Source organism: Pseudomonas sp. CFSAN084952, from assembly GCF_009648855.1.
Taxonomy (GTDB): domain Bacteria; phylum Pseudomonadota; class Gammaproteobacteria; order Pseudomonadales; family Pseudomonadaceae; genus Aquipseudomonas; species Aquipseudomonas paracarnis.
On sequence record NZ_CP045767.1, the window covers coordinates 4996944 to 5015738 of the forward strand.

Sequence of the window (18795 nt, forward strand, 5' to 3'; positions counted from 1 at the left end):
AAATCCCCTGTGGGAGCGGGCTTGCCCGCGAAGGCGGCGTGTCAGTCACTGCATCTGTTACGGCACGACCGCTTTCGCAGGCAAGCCAGCTCCCACATTTAATTGATCAACAGCAGGGCTTGCTCCCTCCCGCATAGCGACGGCGTCATCCCTCAGATCGAGACGAAGAAGAAACTCGCAATCAACGCCATACCCACGGCCCACACCAGCGAACGCAAGATCGCCCAGTCCGCCAGGTAGCAAATGATGTACAGCAGGCGGCTGGTGATAAACAGCACTGCCAGCACGTTGATCGTCACCAGTTCGGCGTTGCCGGCCAGGTGCGCAATGATGACGGCGGCGGCAAACGCCGGGGTCACTTCGAAACTGTTGAGTTGCGCGCTATGAGCACGCTTGGCGACGCCTTCCAGGCTCTCGAGGAAGGCACGCGGGTCGTGGTTATCCCGTGGCCCGAACTTGCCTGTACTGAACTTGGCCACACCGGTGCAGATGTACGGCAGAAAGATTGCGATCAATACACACCATAAAGCGACTGTCATCACCGATTCCTTTTAGTTTTATCCGACGGTTAGAGTTTCATCACCAACATGCCAATCAACACCAACCCACAGGCTATGAGCCGTGGACGGCCAAAAGGTTCTTTCAAGTAACGCATACCGAACAGCACCACCAGAATCACACTGACTTCGCGCAGCGCGGCGGCTTCGGCAATCGAGCCCAACTGCATGGCCCAAAGTACCAAAGCGTAGCTCAACAACACGCATAACCCCACGCTCAACCCCAACCGCCACTGGGTGCGCCAGAACAGGCTGAAGGCTGCACGCTTGCGCACCAGCGCCAGCAGCGGAAACGGCCAGGCGCTGATCAGCGTCAACCACACCAGGTAATCCAGCGGGTGCGACCAGCGCCGCAACGCCTGCCCGTCCAAAAAGGTGTAACAGCCAATGCACAGGCCGATCAGCAACACCACGGGTAGCATCGACCAGGGCAACCGGTCACCGCCGCCGCCCTGCCACAACAGGCACACCATACCGAACGGGATCAGCAGAATCCCCAGGATTTGCTGGTTACTCAGCACTTCGCCGGCAAACACCAGGGTCAGCACCAGCACCACCAGCGGCGACAAACCGCGCATCAACGGATATACCAGGCCCAAGTCACCCACCCGATAGGCCTGGATCAACAAATAGCGATAGAGCAATTCAAACAGCGCCGAGGCAACGAGCCACGGCCAGAGTTCCAGCGGCGGCAAAGACACGAACCCCACCGCCAATACCACGAACAGCAGCGCCACACTGTCCATGCAAGCGATGACTAAAAGGCGCTCGCCACTGAACTTGATCAAGGTGTTCCACGTCGCATGCAACAGCGCCGCTACCAGCACCAGGGCTGTCGCTACCACCAGAACCTCCTTAATTGATACGTCATGTAACAGCACCTGTTTATACTAAACCCCGATTCGACGCACCCCGTGCGCCTATATTTCCCTGCTCCAAGGACCCCGGATGCTTGAACTTGTCGCCGCTTTCATCTGCCTCACCACCCTGCTCACTTATGTGAACTTCCGTTTTATCGGCCTGCCGCCCACCATCGGCGTGATGGTCACCGCACTGCTGTTCTCGCTGATCCTGCAAGGCCTGAGCGTGCTCGGCTACCCAGGCTTAGAGGAACGCGTCCAACAGCTGATCGGCCAGATCGACTTCGGCGATTTGCTGATGAACTGGATGCTGTCGTTCCTGCTGTTCGCCGGCGCCTTGCACGTCAACTTGAACGACTTGCGCAGCTACCGCTGGCCCATCGGCCTGCTGGCAACCTTTGGCGTGTTGATCGCCACCGTGGTGATCGGCAGTCTGGCGTACTACATCTTCGCCCTGTTTGGCTGGCACGTGAGCTTCCTTTACTGCTTGCTGTTCGGCGCGCTGATTTCCCCCACCGACCCCATTGCGGTGCTCGGCGTGCTGCGGACCGCCAATGCCTCCAAACCGCTGAAAACCACCATCGTCGGCGAGTCGCTGTTCAATGACGGCACCGCCGTGGTGGTGTTTACCGTGCTGCTGGGCATCGCGCAGTTGGGTGAAACACCCACCGTGGGCGCCACGGCCATGCTGTTTGCCCACGAAGCCATTGGCGGCGTGCTGTTTGGCGGGCTGATCGGCTACCTCGTGTACCTGATGATCAAGAGCATCGAACAGCACCAGATCGAAGTCATGCTGACCCTCGCCCTGGTGATCGGCGGCTCGGCCATGGCTTCGGAGCTGCATGTGTCCGCACCGATTGCCATGGTGGTCGCGGGGCTGATCATCGGTAACCTGGGACGCAAGCTGGCGATGAACGACATGACGCGTCGCTACCTGGACGGTTTCTGGGAATTGCTCGATGACATGCTCAACGCGCTGCTGTTTGCACTGATCGGCATGGAGCTGCTGCTATTGCCATTCAACTGGCTGCACGTGTTCGCGGCCAGCCTGCTGGCGGTGGCGATCCTGCTCTCGCGCCTGCTGACCGTGGCCCCGGCGATCCTGTTGCTGCGCCGTTGGCGCTCGGTACCACGCGGCACTATCCGCATCCTCACCTGGGGCGGCCTGCGCGGCGGCGTCTCGGTGGCATTGGCCCTGGCCCTGCCCCTGGGCCCTGAACGTGACTTGTTGCTGAGCATCACCTATATCGTGGTGCTGTCTTCGATCCTGTTGCAGGGGTTGACGATCGGTCGCGTTGTCAGCCGCGTTACTGGGCCGCAGTAACCGCGCCGCGCAACACTTCAAGTAGGTGCCGCATCGCCAGTGGACGGCGCGGTGTCGAGCCGTACATGACTACCAGCTCGCGCGCATAGCACTGCGGGTTGCCGGCCGATAACACACTGATGCCGTTGGAGGGCATGCCCGCCCACTGCGGCACCAGCGAAACCCCCATCCCTTGGGCGACCAGCATCAGGATAGTTTCCAGCGCATCCAGCTCACATAGCACCTCTGGGTCGAAGGACTGTTCATCCAGAAAGCGCTGGGCAATCTGACCGCCCCAGGAGCGTGCGTCATAGCGGATGAATGGGCGTTCACGTAACAAGGCAGCCAGCGCCTGCGCACCCCACTGGGCGGGCGCAACCAGAATCAAGGGTTCGGCACGCAGCAAGGCCATCGACAAGGCTTTGGGCGGTTGAAACGGCGGCCGTACCAGTATCGCCGCATCCAACTCCTGGTTGAGTAACTTCTCATAAAGGCTTCTGGAGTCGCCGGGTGTGATCTTCAGCCTCAGCTTGGGTGCTGACATTGTCAGACGCTCGATCACCCCCGGCAAGACGCCGGTCAGCGCCGTGGAAATGGCCCCGATTTTAATTTCCCCCGATAACTCGTCCTGGCTCAGATGCTCCTGCAGCTGGCGCGCCTGTTCAATAACTGCCTGGATTCTGGGCAAGAGCAGCAAGCATTGATCCGAAGGCCAAGCGGCATGTGCCGTGCGCGTGAGCAGCGTACAACCCAGCGTGCGCTCAAGCGCCTTGACCCGCAGGCTGATCGCCGCGGCACTACGATTTTCACGGCGCGCAGCGGCGGCTATCGACCCGGTTTCAATGACAGCGACCAGGCTCCTCAGGAATCGAACATCCATAAGTTTTCCTTTCGCTCAGACCAAGGCAAACCCGTTTTACCCTGGCGGCATCGCCTGTTTAACCTGACAGTTCCCCATCTGGAGAACCAGCCATGAACAGACCCTTTCACGCTGCATACCATGTTTATGACTTAGACGAGGCGCGCATTTTTTATCGAGATGTTTTGGGTTGCACCGAGGGCCGGTGCAGCGAGACCTGGATCGACTTCGACTTTTTCGGCAATCAACTTTCACTGCACCTCGGTACGCCCTTCCCAACCACACGCACCGGCCTGGTCGGTGAGCACCAGGTACTGATGCCACACCTGGGCGTGGTGTTACCACTTGATGAGTGGCTGACGCTTGCCGAGCGCCTCACCCGCCTGGGCACGCGCTTCGAGATTCCACCCGTGACCCGCTTTGCCGGCGAACCTGGCGAGCAGCGCACGATGTTTTTTCTCGACCCCAGCGGCAACCCCATCGAAGTGAAAGGGTTCAAGCACTTCGAAGGGTTGTTCGCCCAGTAAATCCCTGACAATCACAACAATAAGGGACACCCCCATGACCACTAGAAAACCCACCAGTCTTATCACTCGCATCATGATCGGCCTGGCTGCCGGGATAATCGTCGGCCTCCTGCTCAATCAATTCCCCGAGCAAAAAACCTGGTTCATCGACAATCTGCTGCAACCGGCTGGCGACCTGTTTATCAAGCTGATGAAGATGATCGTCGTTCCCCTGGTATTTGCCTGCATGACCGTCGGCATCGCCGGCATGGGCAACCCGTCTGCCCTGGGTCGCGTCGGCCTGAAGACCTTCGTGTACTTCTTCACCATCACCAGCATTGCCATCGTCTTCGGGCTGTTGGTTGGCAATGTGGTGCAGCCCGGCTCGGGCGCCGAATTCGGCAGCACGCTGCAGGCACCGGCGACGGGACTGGCCTCCAGTGGCACCCCACAGAACCTGGGCCAGGTACTGCTGGCGATCGTGCCGGATAACATCGTCCTGGCCATGTCACAGGGCAAACTGCTGTCGGTGCTGTTCTTCGCGATCCTGTTCGGTTGTGCCTTATCGTTGTTGCCCGAGGAGCGCAAAGCGCCCTTGATCAATGTGATGCAAGGCGTCTCCGACACCATGTTCAAAGTCACCCATCTGGTCATGCATTACTCGCCTATAGGTATTTTCGGCCTGATCGCGGTCACCGTCGCCAGCTTTGGCCTCAGTGCGTTGTTGCCGCTGGCCAAACTGATCGGCACGACCTATGTCGCGGTGCTCTTATTTGCCCTGTGTGTATTGGGTGCAGTGGCACGCTTGGCCGGCGTCGGCTTTTTTCACCTGGTGCGGGAAATACGCAGTGAACTGCTGCTGGCCTTCAGCAGTGCCGCCTCGGCGACGGTCATGCCTCAACTGATCGAGAAGATGGAGCGCTATGGCGCGCCACGGCCCATTACCAGCATGGTGATCCCACTGGGGTACTCGTTCAATCTGGATGGTGCATCGCTGTTTGCCGCACTCGGCACGCTGTTCATCGCCCAAGCGTATGGCATCGACTTGAGCCTGGCGGATCAAGGCATGCTGGTCTTGATCATGGTGCTGACATCAAAGGGCGCGGCGGGCGTGCCAGGCTTCATGTTTATCATCCTGACCGCGACGTTGACCGCGGCCGGGCTTCCCGTGGAGGGTGTGGCAATCATCGCGGGCATCTATCGGCTGATGGATATGCCCGTCACAGCCCTGAATGTACTGGGCAACGCATTGGCCCCGCTGGTAATTGCTCGCTGGGAAGGTCAGCTCAAGGCACCCGACAGCACGCTGGCCTGCGAACCTCCCAGCGTGCCCTTCAAGGCCTGACGCGTCAGCCAGGGTACTGTCAGACTTTGCCCTTATCCTGACGGGGCTTCGCCTGTGTGTGAGATTGAGCAACAGCAGGCATGGACGCCTCGCTGCGAACCTGCGCATGGCTGATCAACGCAAAGATGAAGCTACCCCCGATGATGTTGCCGGCCAGGGTCGGCCCGGCGAAGACCAGCCAGAAATCCTTCCACGGCAACTCGCCGGCAAACACCAGGTAGGACACTTCCGCTGAACCGACGACGATATGGGTGAAGTCGCCCAGTGCCATGAAGTAGGTGATCAGGATGATAATCCACAGCTTGGCACTCTCCATCGACGGAATCATCCAGACCATGGTGGCGATCATCCAACCGGAGACGATGCCCTTGGCGAACATCTGCGCGGGGTCGTTCTCCATGACCTTGCGCCCGATCTCGAGGAAGGCCAGGTCGGTCTTGGTATCGAAGATCGGTAGGTGCAGCATCACGTAGGCCACCAGCAAGGTGCCGCACAGGTTGCCCACCAGCACCACCGTCCACAGCCGTAACAAGCGCCCGGCGTTGGCCAGAGTCGGTTTGCTCATCACCGGCAGCACGGCGGTCAGGGTGTTTTCGGTAAACAACTGCTGACGAGCAAGAATCACCGCGAGAAAGCCTGCGCAATAGCCAAAGCTGGCAATGACCTTGAATTCATCACCGTCCGGCAGGCGTGAATTGAGCAGGCCCATGCCCATTAGCGACAAGCCCATGGTCAGGCCAGCGGCCAGCGCCGACCACCACAACGCTGCCACACTGCGCTCTAGCTCCTGATCGCCCTGGGTGCGGATAATTTCGTGTAATACAGCCGCGCGAAGCGGCTGGTTCTCGTCAACGTTTTGCTGCTCTTCCTGCGACAGGTTGGGGGTCTTGCCGTCTGCTTGAGTGGCCATGATGTACCTGAGTCCAAGGGGTGCCTGTAGCTACGACACGCCGCGACGATGGCTGTTCAGTGGCACCGCAACTAAACCGGAATACGCCAGGCCTTGGCCTGCTCCACGGTGGTAGAGCTGAAGGGTTTACTCCAGGGTTTATTGCGCGCTCGGTAATGTTTGACGATGCCATCAAGCACACGGTTGAACTCCGCTGGCGTCGTCGCCTCGCCCAAATCCCGCACCGCACGTTGCAATAACTCAACGTTGGCAGCCGGTTGGCCAGGACGGTATAGCGAGGGGTAAGTGACTTCGCGGATAAAATTCTCTGCCTTCACGCCGATATCGCGTTTTTGCATTTCCGCGACGGCGCTGGTCAACACTTTGGACAGGCCTGAGCCATTGTTCGACGCCTGCTTGGTGCCCACCTGCAGCAGTTGCTGGAAATTACGCTGGCCTGGCGCATTCAGGCGCTTGCCCAGCCACTCGATATCCTCGGGTCTACGGGCGAGCGCATCCAGATTGCGCAGCGCCGAGGCTAATTTCGGCGTGATCACCAGCGACGTGCTGGTTTGATTCGCCTCGGCAATCGCAGTGTCCAACGCCTGTAACGCTTGCTGCGCGTCTTTGCGAAAGCGCAACGCCTCGGCGCCGGCCGCATCGTTTTGCAGGTCAACTTGCACGCTGGCGAGCATTTGATCATCCATCGCCATCACGGCATCGTTCAGCGAGGGGAACTCATGGCGCTCACGCTCCAGCTCACGCTGTTGCAGATGCCCTGACACCGTCTGGCGAGCCTGGGCCTGCAAATGCTGTTTCTGCTCGGGGGTCATGGTGAAGTTGACGGTACCACCGAGCAGGCCGCGAAAGTCGCCTTTGTCCGAGTTCAGCGGCAACGTGACCGTTTGTTCCGAGAACGCCTGGAGCCGGTCATTCTGGTAGCTTTCAGCGGCGGTGTGTGGCGTGCCGGTGAACGTGTCGGCCAGAAAGCTGAAAAAACCACCGCTCCTGGGCGGCGTTGATGCCTTGTCAGACTCGAACTTGACGATCAGCGCTTCGTCCTTGCCCAGGGGGCTTTCCGGGAACGAGCGCTCGATGACACCTGGCGCAGGGGTATTGAGCAGCAACCCGCCGTCCTGAAACGCCGTGACCTGCGACGCCGCCTGGAACCCGTGACCCTGCTCGGTGGGGCTCTTGAACAGCCCAGGCAGGGCGCCCGAAATAAGCGCGGCGCGGCCGATATCCATATCCGGTGTCAGGTTGGCATTGAACACCACCAACTGCGGGCGGCCATCGAACATGCCCGTGCCGGTGATGTTCAGTTGCTTGATCGCCGGAATATGCCGGCTCAACACTTCCAAGTCGCGAAAAGTCGCCCCACCACCAGCGCTGAGCCGTTCGGCAATTGCTGCAACTTCCGGGGGGCGGTTGGCTGGGGGCATACCGGCGATATGGGCGAGAATCGATTGACGCGATTCGTTGCGGATCAAGTCCTCCAGCGGCTGCCCCTCGGTTTGTAGGCGCGGCAGCAACGTCAGCAGCAGTTGAGAGATATTTCCAACCGGCCCGGGCAGACTTCTGACGAGCTTGCCGAGCTCGGAACTGGCTTCCTGCAACCAAGCCGTGACAGGGTCTTTGCTGTTGAGCAAGCGGGGCAGGTCTAGGTTATTCGACAGTTGCGTAAAGGCCTTGGCATCCATGCCGCTGGCGAGCAGTGCTGCGCAAATCGCACCGGCAGATGAGCCGGAAACCACTTTTACGCCTTTGAGTTTGTCGGCCTCTTCAAGCGCTTGCACCATGCCTGGAAAGGCGATGCCCTTGGCGCCACCACCACTGAGCACCAGGTGAGCGGGCGGCGGCGGTGACACCACCACCTCCACACGCCCATCGCTGTGACGATAAATACTCAGGTTGCGCTCGCCCACACCTTTGACCAAGGGCACCTTGGCGCCCTGGTCGCTTATTTGCGGCGATGGGGGGTGATTCTCTACAACAGAACTGGAGACTTTCATACACAAGGCTCTCTCTACAGGATGTAGGCCTGAGTGATGAGAGAGCCTCAGATAGATCCACGCGGAATGATTTGGTAAAGCAAATCAGGCCGCGGGGTTGTTACTCGGGAAGACTGTCGTCCTTGAACTGGTCCTTCACGTACTTGATTTCGGTACGGCCGTGGGGCGCCGGCAAACCGTCTTCGCCCAGGTTGACGAAGACCATTTTTTCCACGGTCAGGATGCTTTTGCGCGTGATCTTGTTGCGCACTTCACAGGTCAGGGTGATGGAGGTGCGGCCGAACTCGGTGGCAGTGATGCCCAGTTCGATGATGTCGCCCTGGCGTGAAGCGCTGACAAAGTTGATTTCCGAGATGTACTTGGTGACCACGCGCTGGTTGCCGAGCTGGACAATCGCGTAGATGGCCGCTTCTTCGTCGATCCAGCGCAGCAAGCTACCGCCGAACAGAGTGCCGTTGGGGTTGAGGTCTTCGGGTTTTACCCATTTGCGGGTGTGGAAGTTCATGGTCACTCCAAAGCGTCTTGCGAAATGATGGGCAACATAATGGCAGAGCCCAGGCCCAAGCTCTATGAGCCATTGCCTATCAACCCCATGCGCGATCTTCATTGCCACCGACAGAAAGGCTTGGGAAGTGCCACATACACGGCTATAATCGCCTCCGTTTCAAAACGGTCATCTTCGATTGATACCGTTCTCCCGCCACCTGTCCGAGGGGCGCTGCAGCAGGTTAAACCTGTCAGGCTCGGATGGGGCGTTGTCCGGCCTGGTTGCCTTGGCCTGATACTAAACGCACAACGGCGCCCATTCGCACACTACGAATGGAGGCTCTCTATGAGCGCTGTAATGACGCCTGCTGATTTCAATGACTACAAAGTCGCCGATATGTCCCTCGCTGCCTGGGGCCGTCGCGAAACCTTTATCGCCGAATCCGAAATGCCGGCCCTGATGGGCCTGCGTCGCAAGTACGCCGCTGAGCAGCCGCTCAAGGGCGCCAAGATTCTCGGCTGCATCCACATGACCATCCAGACTGCCGTGCTGATCGAAACCCTGGTTGCCCTGGGTGCCGAAGTGCGTTGGTCGTCGTGCAACATCTTCTCGACTCAGGACCAGGCCGCTGCCGCTATCGCTGCTGCCGGTATCCCGGTATTCGCCTGGAAAGGCGAGACTGAAGAAGAGTACGAGTGGTGCCTGGAGCAAACCATCCTCAAAGATGGCGCGCCTTGGGATGCCAACATGATCCTGGACGACGGCGGCGACCTCACCGAGTTGCTGCACAAGAAATACCCGCAGATCCTCGACCGTGTCCACGGCGTGACCGAAGAGACCACCACCGGCGTACACCGCCTGCTGGACATGCTGGCCAAGGGCGAGCTGAAAATCCCGGCCATCAACGTCAACGACTCGGTGACCAAGAGCAAGAACGACAACAAGTACGGCTGCCGTCACAGCCTGAACGATGCGATCAAGCGCGGCACCGACCACCTGCTGTCGGGCAAGCAAGCCCTGGTGATCGGCTACGGTGACGTGGGCAAGGGTTCGTCCCAGTCCCTGCGTCAGGAAGGCATGATCGTCAAGGTCTCCGAAGTTGACCCGATCTGCGCCATGCAAGCCTGCATGGACGGTTTCGAAGTGGTTTCGCCGTTCATCAACGGCCAGAACGACGGCACCTCCGCCTGCATCGACGCAGCCCTGCTGGGCAAGATCGACCTGATCGTCACCACCACCGGTAACGTGAATGTGTGCGATGCGAACATGCTCAAGGCCCTGAAGAAGCGCGCCGTTGTCTGCAACATCGGCCACTTCGACAATGAAATCGACACAGCTTTCATGCGTAAGAACTGGGCATGGGAAGAAGTGAAGCCGCAGGTACACAAGGTTCACCGTACCGGCGCTGGTGATTTCGACCCACAGAACGACGACTACCTGATCCTGCTGGCCGAAGGCCGCCTGGTGAACCTGGGCAACGCCACTGGTCACCCAAGCCGCATCATGGATGGCTCGTTCGCCAACCAGGTGCTGGCGCAGATCTTCCTGTTCGAACAGAAGTACGCCGACCTGTCGCCCGCCCAGAAAGCCGAGCGCCTGACCGTGGAAGTACTGCCCAAGAAACTCGACGAAGAAGTGGCCCTGGAAATGGTCCGCGGCTTCGGCGGCGTCGTGACTCAACTGACCAAGACCCAGGCCGACTACATCGGCGTGACGGTTGAAGGTCCGTTCAAGCCGCACGCTTACCGCTACTGATCGGCCTTGCTGGCGCCGGCTCTTCTGTGGGAGCCGGGCTTGCCCGCGATGCAGACGCCTCGGTGTTCCAGTAACACCGAGCTGATGCTATCGCAGGCAAGCCAGCTCCCACAGAAAGCCAGGCACCCGCATCGATTGCGTATGCCTTCCAGGCTTTCGAGTTTCCAAGGGTATTACCATGTCCCAAGACCGTCGCTACAGCTTCGAGTTCTTCCCGACCAAGACCGATGCTGGACATGAAAAACTGATGGCCACTGCCAAGCAGTTGGCCAGCTTCAACCCTGACTTCTTCTCCTGCACCTACGGCGCTGGCGGTTCGACCCGTGATCGCACGATCAACACCGTGTTGCAGCTGGAAAGTGAAGTCAAAGTTCCCGCCGCTCCGCATCTGTCCTGCGTGGGCGACAGCAAGGCCGACCTGCGTAGCCTGCTGACCCAATACAAAGCCGCCGGCATCAAGCGCATCGTTGCCCTGCGTGGCGACCTGCCATCGGGTATGGGCATGGCCAGCGGTGAGCTGCGCTACGCCAACGACCTGGTGAGCTTCATCCGCGAAGAAAGTGGCGATCACTTCCATGTCGAAGTAGCCGCTTACCCGGAGATGCACCCCCAGGCGCGCAATTTCGAAGACGATTTGCAGAATTTCGTGCGCAAGGCCAATGCCGGTGCCGACAGCGCAATCACCCAGTATTTCTTCAACGCCGACAGCTACTTCTACTTTGTCGAGCGAGTACGGGCGATGGGCGTGAACATCCCAATCGTGCCGGGCATCATGCCGATCACCAATTACAGCAAGTTGGCGCGCTTCTCCGACGCCTGCGGCGCCGAGATCCCACGCTGGGTGCGCAAGCAACTGGAAGCCTATGGCGATGACGTCAAAAGCATCCAGGCGTTCGGCGAGCAGGTTATCACCGAGATGTGTGAGCAATTGTTGCAAGGTGGTGCGCCAGGGTTGCATTTCTATACCCTGAACCAGGCTGAACCCAGCCTTGCCATCTGGAACAACCTCAAGCTGCCACGTTAACGCTTGACCGGTTGTACCAAGGCCCTCGTTCTGACGAGGGCCTTTGTCGTTTTACGTTACCCACGGAACCCCGCAGTCCATGAATACAGTGCCCCCGACGTCCCGCCCGCAACTGGTTTACCTGGTCTTCGGCGCCGACACCTACCATCAGGAAGCGGTATTCAGCATCGCCAGCGCACTGGCGTTCCTGCAGGACACACCGGATGCGAACATCGACATCCAGGTATTCAGCGACAACCCCGAGCCCTATCGCTTGCTGCCGGTGCGCGTGCGCCCACTGGACGAAGCCACCCGCAAACGCTGGAGCGAGCCCCACGGTTATCACTTTCGCACCAAGCACGTGGTGCTGCGCCAAGTCCTGCAAGAATCCCCCGTGGCGCTGCTGATCGACACTGACACCTTCTTCCATCATTCGCCCATGGCCCTGTTCGAACGCGTAGAGCCCGGCACCCTGCTGTGCAACGCCTTTTACACCAAGTACGGCGACAACCACGAAAGCATCCTCTACACCGCCCTGCGTCAGCGCCTGCTGGACATGGGCGTGGCCGACGATGACATGATGACCCTCAACTCCGGCGTCATGGGCCTGACCCAACAGGATGCGCACATCCTCGACCGCTCCATCGAGTTGATGGATGAACTGTTCCCCCATGCCCAAGGCGCCTACACCCTGGAAGAGTTCTGCCTGTCGATCGCCGCCTACCGTACCGTAAAGGTGCGCGAGTGCCCGGACCTGATCCACCATTACTGGAGCCGCAAACAGCTGTTCCGGGCCAAGGTCAAGGCGTGGATCGCCAAGCACGCGAGCGCCCCCACCAGTGCGCAGGCCCTGGCCGATACGCGTCAGGTCTCCTCGCACCTGCCGCGCCCGCCGCGTTTGCAACGCTTGATGTACAAGCTGATCACCCTGCTGCTGCCCAAGCACCAGCAACAATTCATCCGCGAAATCCTTTACGGCTGCTACGAACACGAAAACGAGTTCGACCAGGCCTGCGGTCCGGTCTGGTGGGACAAGGCCCGACAAAACCAGGAAGAACGCCAGAAGCGCCCGCTTGATGCACACCAGTTGGAACACTGGTTTGCCAACCCACTGGTGCGCCTGATTCTGGGCGAGCGCCGCGCCGCGATCCACGAACACCTGCTGAACGCTCCCGCGAAGTAAGACCGCCCGCCAATGCGCGTGCCAGAGCTTCTCTTTCTTCGGGGAGCGTCGTAACCTCAGGCTATGCCCGTCCTCTTCAAGCTGTTGACCGCTGTGTTTTTTTCTTGCCTGAGCCTAGCCGCTCATGGCGAGAAACTGCGCATTGTCACCGAACCCTGGGCGCCCTATGTCTACGAAGACAACGGCACCATGGCCGGCCTGGATTATGAAACCACAGTGATCGTGTTCCAGCGCCTGGGGGTGGAGGTGCAATGGCAGTTCCTGCCCTGGAAGCGCTGCCTGGCGATGCTCGACCAGGGCCACGCCGACGGCGCGCTGGATATCTTTCACAGCCAGGAGCGCGACGCGTTGCTGCTCTATCCCAGCGAGCCGTTGTCGGAAGTCGAATTCGTTTTGTTCTATGCCAACGAACGCCCTCACCCCGCCGCCACGCTCGACGACCTGCGCGGCCTGACGGTTGGCGTTTCACCTGGTTACCTTTATGGCGACGCGTTCAGTGAGGCCAACACCTTCCAGCGCGAACCCGCCCCCAGCCATGAAGCCAACTTTGGCAAACTCATGCTGGGGCGCGTCGATATGGTGGTGACTGACCGGCGCGTGGGGCACCACGTGCTCAAGGCCCTGGGCCTGGAAGGTAAAGTCAGCCAGGCATCGGTGGTGGTCAGCCGCCAGCAGCAATTTCTTGCGGTACGCCGTGGCGCAGGCATGGACCTGCTGGTGCAACGCTTTGCCGCCGAGCTCAAGCGCTTCAAGCAAGAGCCCGCCTATGCCACATTGAGCGCCAAATATGGGCGGATGCACGAGCAAACAGCCCCCATACCAGCCCCCGAACACGCCGTTGAGCAGCAGGAAAGCAGCGCGCGGTGATTGCTCTGTTATACTGCGGCCTTTCCGCCAGGCTTACGCCCGGCCGCTCGGGTCTTGAAAACGGCACCCAACCCAGCTACTGCGCAGCTTTGCAGCCCGCGCGAGCCGATGGAGTGCCCGCCAGACACAGCAGGACCGGACGGGGTTGCGCTCCCCTAAGCGCCATTCACGCCCGGCAAGATTATCCCTTTGGGCCAAGCCCTAACTAAAACAGGATTACTCATGTCCTTTGCTTCCCTCGGTCTCTCCGAGGCTTTAGTCCGCGCCATCGAGGCAGCGGGCTATACCGAGCCTACTCCGGTGCAACAGCGGGCCATTCCCGCCGTGTTGCAAGGTCGCGACCTGATGGTTGCGGCTCAGACAGGTACTGGTAAAACCGGCGGTTTCGCCCTCCCGATCCTGGAGCGGTTGTTTCCCAACGGTCACCCGGACAAATCCCAACGTCACGGCCCGCGCCAACCGCGCGTACTGGTCCTGACCCCAACCCGCGAACTCGCAGCCCAAGTGCACGACAGCTTCAAGCTGTATGCCCGCGACTTGAAGTTCGTCAGCGCCTGCATCTTCGGCGGCGTCGGCATGAACCCACAGGTTCAGGCCATGTCCCGTGGTGTCGACGTGCTCGTAGCCTGCCCGGGTCGCTTGCTCGACCTGTGCGGCCAAGGCAGCGTCGATTTGTCCCACGTGGAAATCCTCGTGCTGGACGAAGCCGACCGCATGCTCGACATGGGCTTTGTCCATGACGTGAAAAAAGTCCTCGCCCGCCTACCGGCCAAACGGCAGAACCTGCTGTTCTCGGCAACGTTCTCCCAGGACATCACCGCCCTGGCCGGCAAGCTGCTGCATAACCCGGAACGCATCGAAGTCACGCCGCCGAACACCACGGTCGAGCGTATCGAGCAACGCGTGTTCCGCCTGGCCGCCAGCCACAAGCGCTCGCTGCTGGCGCACCTGATCACCCACGGCGCGTGGGAACAGGTGCTGGTGTTCACCCGTACCAAGCACGGCGCCAACCGCCTGGCCGAGTACCTGGACAAGCACGGCCTCACCGCCGTCGCCATCCACGGCAACAAGAGCCAGAACGCACGCACCAAAGCCCTGGCCGACTTCAAGGCCGGCAGCGTGCGTATCCTGGTGGCCACCGATATCGCCGCACGCGGCCTGGATATCGACCAGTTGCCACACGTGGTCAACTTCGAGCTGCCAAACGTCGATGAAGACTATGTGCACCGTATCGGCCGTACCGGCCGTGCCGGTCGTTCGGGCGAGGCCATTTCGTTGGTCGCGCCGGATGAAGAAAAGCTGCTGAAAAGCATCGAACGCATGACCAAGCAGAAAATCGCCGATGGCGACCTGATGGGCTTTGATGCCAGCGCCGTGGAGGCCGAGAAGCCAGAAGCGCGCGAGCGTCCAGACGTGCGCAACCCTCGCAACCCACGTGGTCCGAAGGGCGATGGCCCGAACGGCGGCGGTGGTGGCGGTGGTCGTCGCGACAAAGGCAAGGACAAGGGCAAGGAAAAAACCGCGAGCAGCAGCCGTGGCGAACGCCCGGCTCGTGAGCAGAAGCCCCGTGAAGGCACCCCGGCCCGCGAACAGCGCCAGCCGAGCCAGCCACCACGCGCCGCGGCCGACCGCGCCCCGGACGAGTTCCTTGACGACGATATCGATAACTTCGGTAACCGCGTCGACTACGTGCCCCAGGCCAAACCGGCCCAGGGCCGTGGCCGTCGTCCAGGGGCTCCTGCCCAGGGCGCAGGCGCTCCACGTAGCGGCCAGCCACAGGGCGGTCGCCAGAACGCCCCGCGCAACAGCAGCGGCGGCACCACTGGCACCCCGCCTGCCAAGCGCAGCGGCCCGCGTAATGGCGCACCGCGTGACGGCCAGGCCCGTCGCGAAGATTCACGCAGCAACAACCGCCGCCCTGCCCGTGACGATCAGCCTCGCTCGTCCGAGCCTGCAGTACAAAACCCACGGGGTGGCCCGGCGCCGAAGATCATCCACAAGGAGTCGAAAGCGGATCGCTTCCCGACACCTGAGCAGTTGGATCAACTGCCAGGCCGCCCTCGTGGTGAGAAACCAGCGCTGCTGACTCGCAACCGCGAAGCATAAAAAAAACCCGTATCGTGAGATACGGGTTTTTTTTTGCCTGTAGGAGCTAGCTCGCGAAGGTCGTCAACGATAACGCGGGCATCCTGGTTTAACGCGGTGTCCTTGCGGCCTTCGCGAGCAAGCTCGCTCCTACATACGAAGCATTACTTCGCTTTCACACCTTCAAACGTGATGTACAACTGCACGTTGTCAGACTGTGGACCTACGTCCATGCCGTCCTTGTTGAATTCCTTGCGGCTGATGTTGGTGGTGCCTTCGAAGCCGGCACGGTAGCCGCCCCATGGATCCTTGCCTTCGCCCAGGAACGTGGCTTTGACCAGGATCGGCTTGGTCACGCCGTGGAAGGTCAGGTCCCCGGTCACATCAGCAGTCAGCTTGCCATCAGCATTTTTGCCAGTTGGCTTGACGCTGGTGGAAACGAACTTGGCATCAGGGAATTTGCCCGACTCCAGGAAGTCCTTGCTGTTAACGTGCTTGTCGCGCTCGGCGTGGTTGGAGAACACGCTGGCAGTACGCACGTTGACTTCAATCTTGGCGTCTTCGGGCTTGGCGGCGTCAAAGCTGAACTTGCCATCCAGGTCCTTGAAGGTACCGGTGATGTAGCTGTAGCCCAGGTGGCTGATTTTGAAGTCGACGAAGGCGTGCTGGCCTTCCTTGTCGATTACGTAGTCAGCGGCCATCGCCGAACCTGCGGACAGCAGGGCAGAACCGATTGCCAGCGCAGCGAGTGTTTTTTTCAACATGCTTTCTATTCCTTGTGAGTCGAGGTTGAACATCAGGCTTTGCGTCCCAGCATTCGCGCAAGGGTCGCATCACGATCGATAAAATGGTGTTTCAGTGCCGCCACGCCGTGCAAGCCGGCGAAGACCACCAACACCCAGGCCAGGTACAGGTGCACCCAACCCGCGGTATCTGCCTGATCCGGTAGACCGGAAACCACGGCAGGAATTTCAAACAGGCCAAACACCGGGATACCGACACCGTCTGCGGTGGAAATCAGGTAACCGGCAATCATCACGGCAAACAGCCCGACATAAAGGAACGCGTGCCCAAACGCGGCGCCGATCCGCGTCATGCGGCTATAGGTGGCCAGCGGTGGGGGCGGCGGGCTGACCAGGCGCCAGACGATCCGCACCAGCATAATGGCGAACAGCGTGATGCCAATGCTCTTGTGCAAGTCGGGCGCATCTTTGCGCCAGGCGCTGTAGTAATCGAGACCGACCATCCACAAGCCCAGGGCAAATAAACCGAACACCACCAGGGCTACGCCCCAGTGCAGAACCATGCTGACCCAACCATAGCGGGCCGGCGAATTACGTAGCTGCATGTACTTAATCCCGTAAGAACTGTGCCCAAGACTAGCGCTTTACCTATCGAATTAAAGCGGAAAATTTTGCTTTGAAATATCGAGAAATACGATAAAGAGGCTAGGCATCATAAATTAACAAGGGATTAAGACTATCCCTGGGAAACGTGACAGACCGTCCTGCATTTACTCCGAATTTCCCCACAATGGCTTGTGACCCGAGCCACCATTGCATAGGCTTGCGCGATTGTTTCGCCTGTGCCCGCCGCAGGACCGCTTCGAGGAGATCACCGATGGGCTTGAACAACCAGTGGATGCAACGCGACCTCGCGGTGCTGTGGCATCCCTGCACCCAGATGAAAGACCACCAGCAACTGCCGCTGGTGCCCATCAAGCGCGGTGAAGGCGTATGGCTGGAAGACTTCGAAGGCAAGCGCTACCTCGATGCCGTCAGTTCCTGGTGGGTCAACGTATTCGGCCACGCCAACCCACGGATCAACCAGCGTATCAAGGATCAGGTCGATCAGCTGGAGCACGTGATCCTCGCCGGTTTCAGCCATCAACCGGTGATCGAGCTGTCCGAACGCCTGGTCGCGATGACGCCCGAAGGGCTGACCCGCTGCTTCTACGCCGATAACGGTTCGTCCTGCATCGAAGTGGCGCTGAAGATGAGCTTCCACTACTGGCTCAACCGCGGCCAGCCGAACAAAAAGCGCTTCGTCACCCTCACCAACAGCTACCACGGCGAAACCATCGCCGCGATGTCGGTGGGCGACGTGCCGTTGTTTACCGAGACCTACAAGGCGCTGCTGCTCGACACTATCAAGGTGCCGAGCCCGGACTGCTACCTGCGCCCCGAAGGCATGAGCTGGGAAGAACACTCGCGCACCATGTTCCTGGCGATGGAACAGACCCTGGCCGAACATCACGACACCGTTGCCGCCGTCATTGTCGAACCGCTGATCCAGGGCGCCGGTGGCATGCGCATGTACCACCCGGTGTACCTCAAGCTGCTGCGCGAAGCCTGCGACCGCTACGGCGTGCACCTGATCCACGACGAAATCGCCGTGGGCTTCGGCCGCACCGGCAGTATGTTTGCCTGTGAACAAGCCGGCATCCGCCCGGACTTCCTGTGCTTGTCCAAGGCCCTTACCGGCGGTTACCTGCCGCTGGCCGCGGTGGTTACCACGGAAGACGTCTACAGCGCGTTCTACGATGACTACCCCACACTGCGCGCCTTCCTGCACTCCCACAGCTACACCGGCAACCCGCTGGCCTGTGCGGCGGCGTTGGCAACGCTGGATATCTTTGAAGAAGACAACGTCATCGAGAACAACAAGGCCCTGGCCCAGCGTATGGCCACCGCCACCGCGCACCTGGTGGACCATCCTCACGTGTCGGAAGTGCGCCAGACCGGCATGGTGCTGGCCATCGAGATGGTGCAGGACAAAGCCACCAAGGCCGCCTACCCGTGGCAGGAGCGCCGTGGCCTGAAGGTCTTCGAGCACGCGCTGGAGCGCGGTGCGCTGCTGCGGCCGTTGGGCAGCGTGGTGTATTTCCTGCCGCCTTATGTAATTACCCCCGAGCAGATCGACTTTCTGGCCGAGGTGGCCAGCGAGGGGATCGATATCGCCACCAACAGCAAGGTCAGTGTGGCGGTGCCGAAAGATTTCCATCCAGGCTTCCGTGATCCGGGTTGATTGCCTAAATCCTTGTAGGAGCGAGCTTGCTCGCGAAGGCATTCCAGGCGCGCCGCT

The 18795-nt window shown here is 60.2% G+C and carries 17 protein-coding genes and 1 riboswitch; of the genes, 9 read left to right on the forward strand and 8 right to left on the reverse strand.

Features of this window, described 5'->3' with window-relative positions:
* Positions 1–152: 152 nt before the first annotated feature.
* The gene (locus GH769_RS22805; RefSeq protein ID WP_014720286.1) at positions 153–539 is read right to left on the reverse strand and encodes an MAPEG family protein; all 387 of its coding nucleotides are present in this window, start codon (positions 537–539) and stop codon (positions 153–155) included.
* Positions 540–568: 29 nt separating this feature from the next.
* Positions 569–1402, reverse strand: a complete 834-nt coding sequence (locus GH769_RS22810) for an EamA family transporter (RefSeq protein WP_019817441.1) — start codon at positions 1400–1402, stop codon at positions 569–571.
* A gap of 103 nt (positions 1403–1505) precedes the next feature.
* Between GH769_RS22810 and GH769_RS22815 the strand changes: the two genes are divergently transcribed.
* Positions 1506–2741: a sodium:proton antiporter gene (locus GH769_RS22815; RefSeq protein WP_014720288.1), complete on the forward strand. Its 1236-nt coding sequence runs from the start codon at positions 1506–1508 to the stop codon at positions 2739–2741.
* On the opposite strand, the gene GH769_RS22820 is transcribed toward GH769_RS22815, so the two are convergent.
* Entirely contained in the window at positions 2725–3600 is an 876-nt protein-coding gene (locus tag GH769_RS22820; protein WP_032902295.1) for a LysR substrate-binding domain-containing protein, read from the reverse strand. The two genes, GH769_RS22815 and GH769_RS22820, sit on opposite strands and share 17 nt — an antisense overlap.
* 92 nt (positions 3601–3692) lie before the next feature.
* Between GH769_RS22820 and GH769_RS22825 the strand changes: the two genes are divergently transcribed.
* Entirely contained in the window at positions 3693–4106 is a 414-nt protein-coding gene (locus tag GH769_RS22825) for a VOC family protein (RefSeq protein WP_019817440.1), read from the forward strand.
* A 34-nt stretch (positions 4107–4140) separates the two neighbouring features.
* Complete coding sequence (locus GH769_RS22830) at positions 4141–5430, forward strand: cation:dicarboxylate symporter family transporter (RefSeq protein ID WP_236598433.1); 1290 nt, start codon at positions 4141–4143, stop codon at positions 5428–5430.
* A 19-nt stretch (positions 5431–5449) separates the two neighbouring features.
* On the opposite strand, the gene GH769_RS22835 is transcribed toward GH769_RS22830, so the two are convergent.
* The 3 genes from GH769_RS22835 to GH769_RS22845 all read right to left on the reverse strand — a co-directional run bounded on the left by GH769_RS22835 (position 5450) and on the right by GH769_RS22845 (position 8836).
* Positions 5450–6340, reverse strand: a complete 891-nt coding sequence (locus GH769_RS22835; RefSeq protein WP_153649896.1) for a formate/nitrite transporter family protein — start codon at positions 6338–6340, stop codon at positions 5450–5452.
* Between the two features lie 71 nt (positions 6341–6411).
* Positions 6412–8331 (reverse strand): patatin-like phospholipase family protein, encoded by a 1920-nt coding sequence (locus GH769_RS22840; protein WP_032902294.1) that lies wholly within the window; start codon positions 8329–8331, stop codon positions 6412–6414.
* A gap of 100 nt (positions 8332–8431) precedes the next feature.
* On the reverse strand, positions 8432–8836 hold the full coding sequence (locus GH769_RS22845) for an acyl-CoA thioesterase (protein ID WP_003194988.1): 405 nt from the start codon (positions 8834–8836) through the stop codon (positions 8432–8434).
* A 199-nt stretch (positions 8837–9035) separates the two neighbouring features.
* Positions 9036–9142: riboswitch (S-adenosyl-L-homocysteine riboswitch) on the forward strand.
* Between the two features lie 21 nt (positions 9143–9163).
* Between GH769_RS22845 and ahcY the strand changes: the two genes are divergently transcribed.
* The 5 genes from ahcY (at position 9164) to GH769_RS22870 (ending at position 15732) form a co-directional block, all read left to right on the forward strand.
* Positions 9164–10573, forward strand: a complete 1410-nt coding sequence (gene ahcY / locus GH769_RS22850) for an adenosylhomocysteinase (protein ID WP_003194990.1) — start codon at positions 9164–9166, stop codon at positions 10571–10573.
* 178 nt (positions 10574–10751) lie between these two features.
* Positions 10752–11597: a methylenetetrahydrofolate reductase [NAD(P)H] gene (gene metF / locus GH769_RS22855; RefSeq protein ID WP_014720294.1), complete on the forward strand. Its 846-nt coding sequence runs from the start codon at positions 10752–10754 to the stop codon at positions 11595–11597.
* 79 nt (positions 11598–11676) lie between these two features.
* Positions 11677–12759 (forward strand): hypothetical protein, encoded by a 1083-nt coding sequence (locus tag GH769_RS22860; protein ID WP_019817436.1) that lies wholly within the window; start codon positions 11677–11679, stop codon positions 12757–12759.
* A gap of 63 nt (positions 12760–12822) precedes the next feature.
* Positions 12823–13626 carry an ABC transporter substrate-binding protein gene (locus GH769_RS22865; RefSeq protein WP_014720296.1) on the forward strand — a complete coding sequence of 268 codons (804 nt, stop codon included), beginning with the start codon at positions 12823–12825 and terminating at the stop codon, positions 13624–13626.
* A 222-nt stretch (positions 13627–13848) separates the two neighbouring features.
* Positions 13849–15732, forward strand: coding sequence for a DEAD/DEAH box helicase (locus GH769_RS22870; RefSeq protein WP_014720297.1), 1884 nt, complete (start codon positions 13849–13851; stop codon positions 15730–15732).
* 143 nt (positions 15733–15875) lie between these two features.
* Here the strand turns inward: GH769_RS22870 and GH769_RS22875 are convergent, their stop codons facing one another.
* Both GH769_RS22875 and GH769_RS22880 read right to left on the reverse strand, forming a co-directional pair.
* Positions 15876–16475: a YceI family protein gene (locus GH769_RS22875; protein WP_014720298.1), complete on the reverse strand. Its 600-nt coding sequence runs from the start codon at positions 16473–16475 to the stop codon at positions 15876–15878.
* Between the two features lie 32 nt (positions 16476–16507).
* Positions 16508–17059 carry a cytochrome b gene (locus GH769_RS22880; RefSeq protein WP_019817734.1) on the reverse strand — a complete coding sequence of 184 codons (552 nt, stop codon included), beginning with the start codon at positions 17057–17059 and terminating at the stop codon, positions 16508–16510.
* A 272-nt stretch (positions 17060–17331) separates the two neighbouring features.
* Here GH769_RS22880 and GH769_RS22885 point away from each other — a divergent pair, with 272 nt between their 5' ends.
* A complete protein-coding gene (locus GH769_RS22885; RefSeq protein ID WP_032902293.1) occupies positions 17332–18738 on the forward strand; it encodes an adenosylmethionine--8-amino-7-oxononanoate transaminase in 1407 nt (468 codons plus the stop codon).
* The last annotated feature ends 57 nt before the right edge of the window (positions 18739–18795 follow it).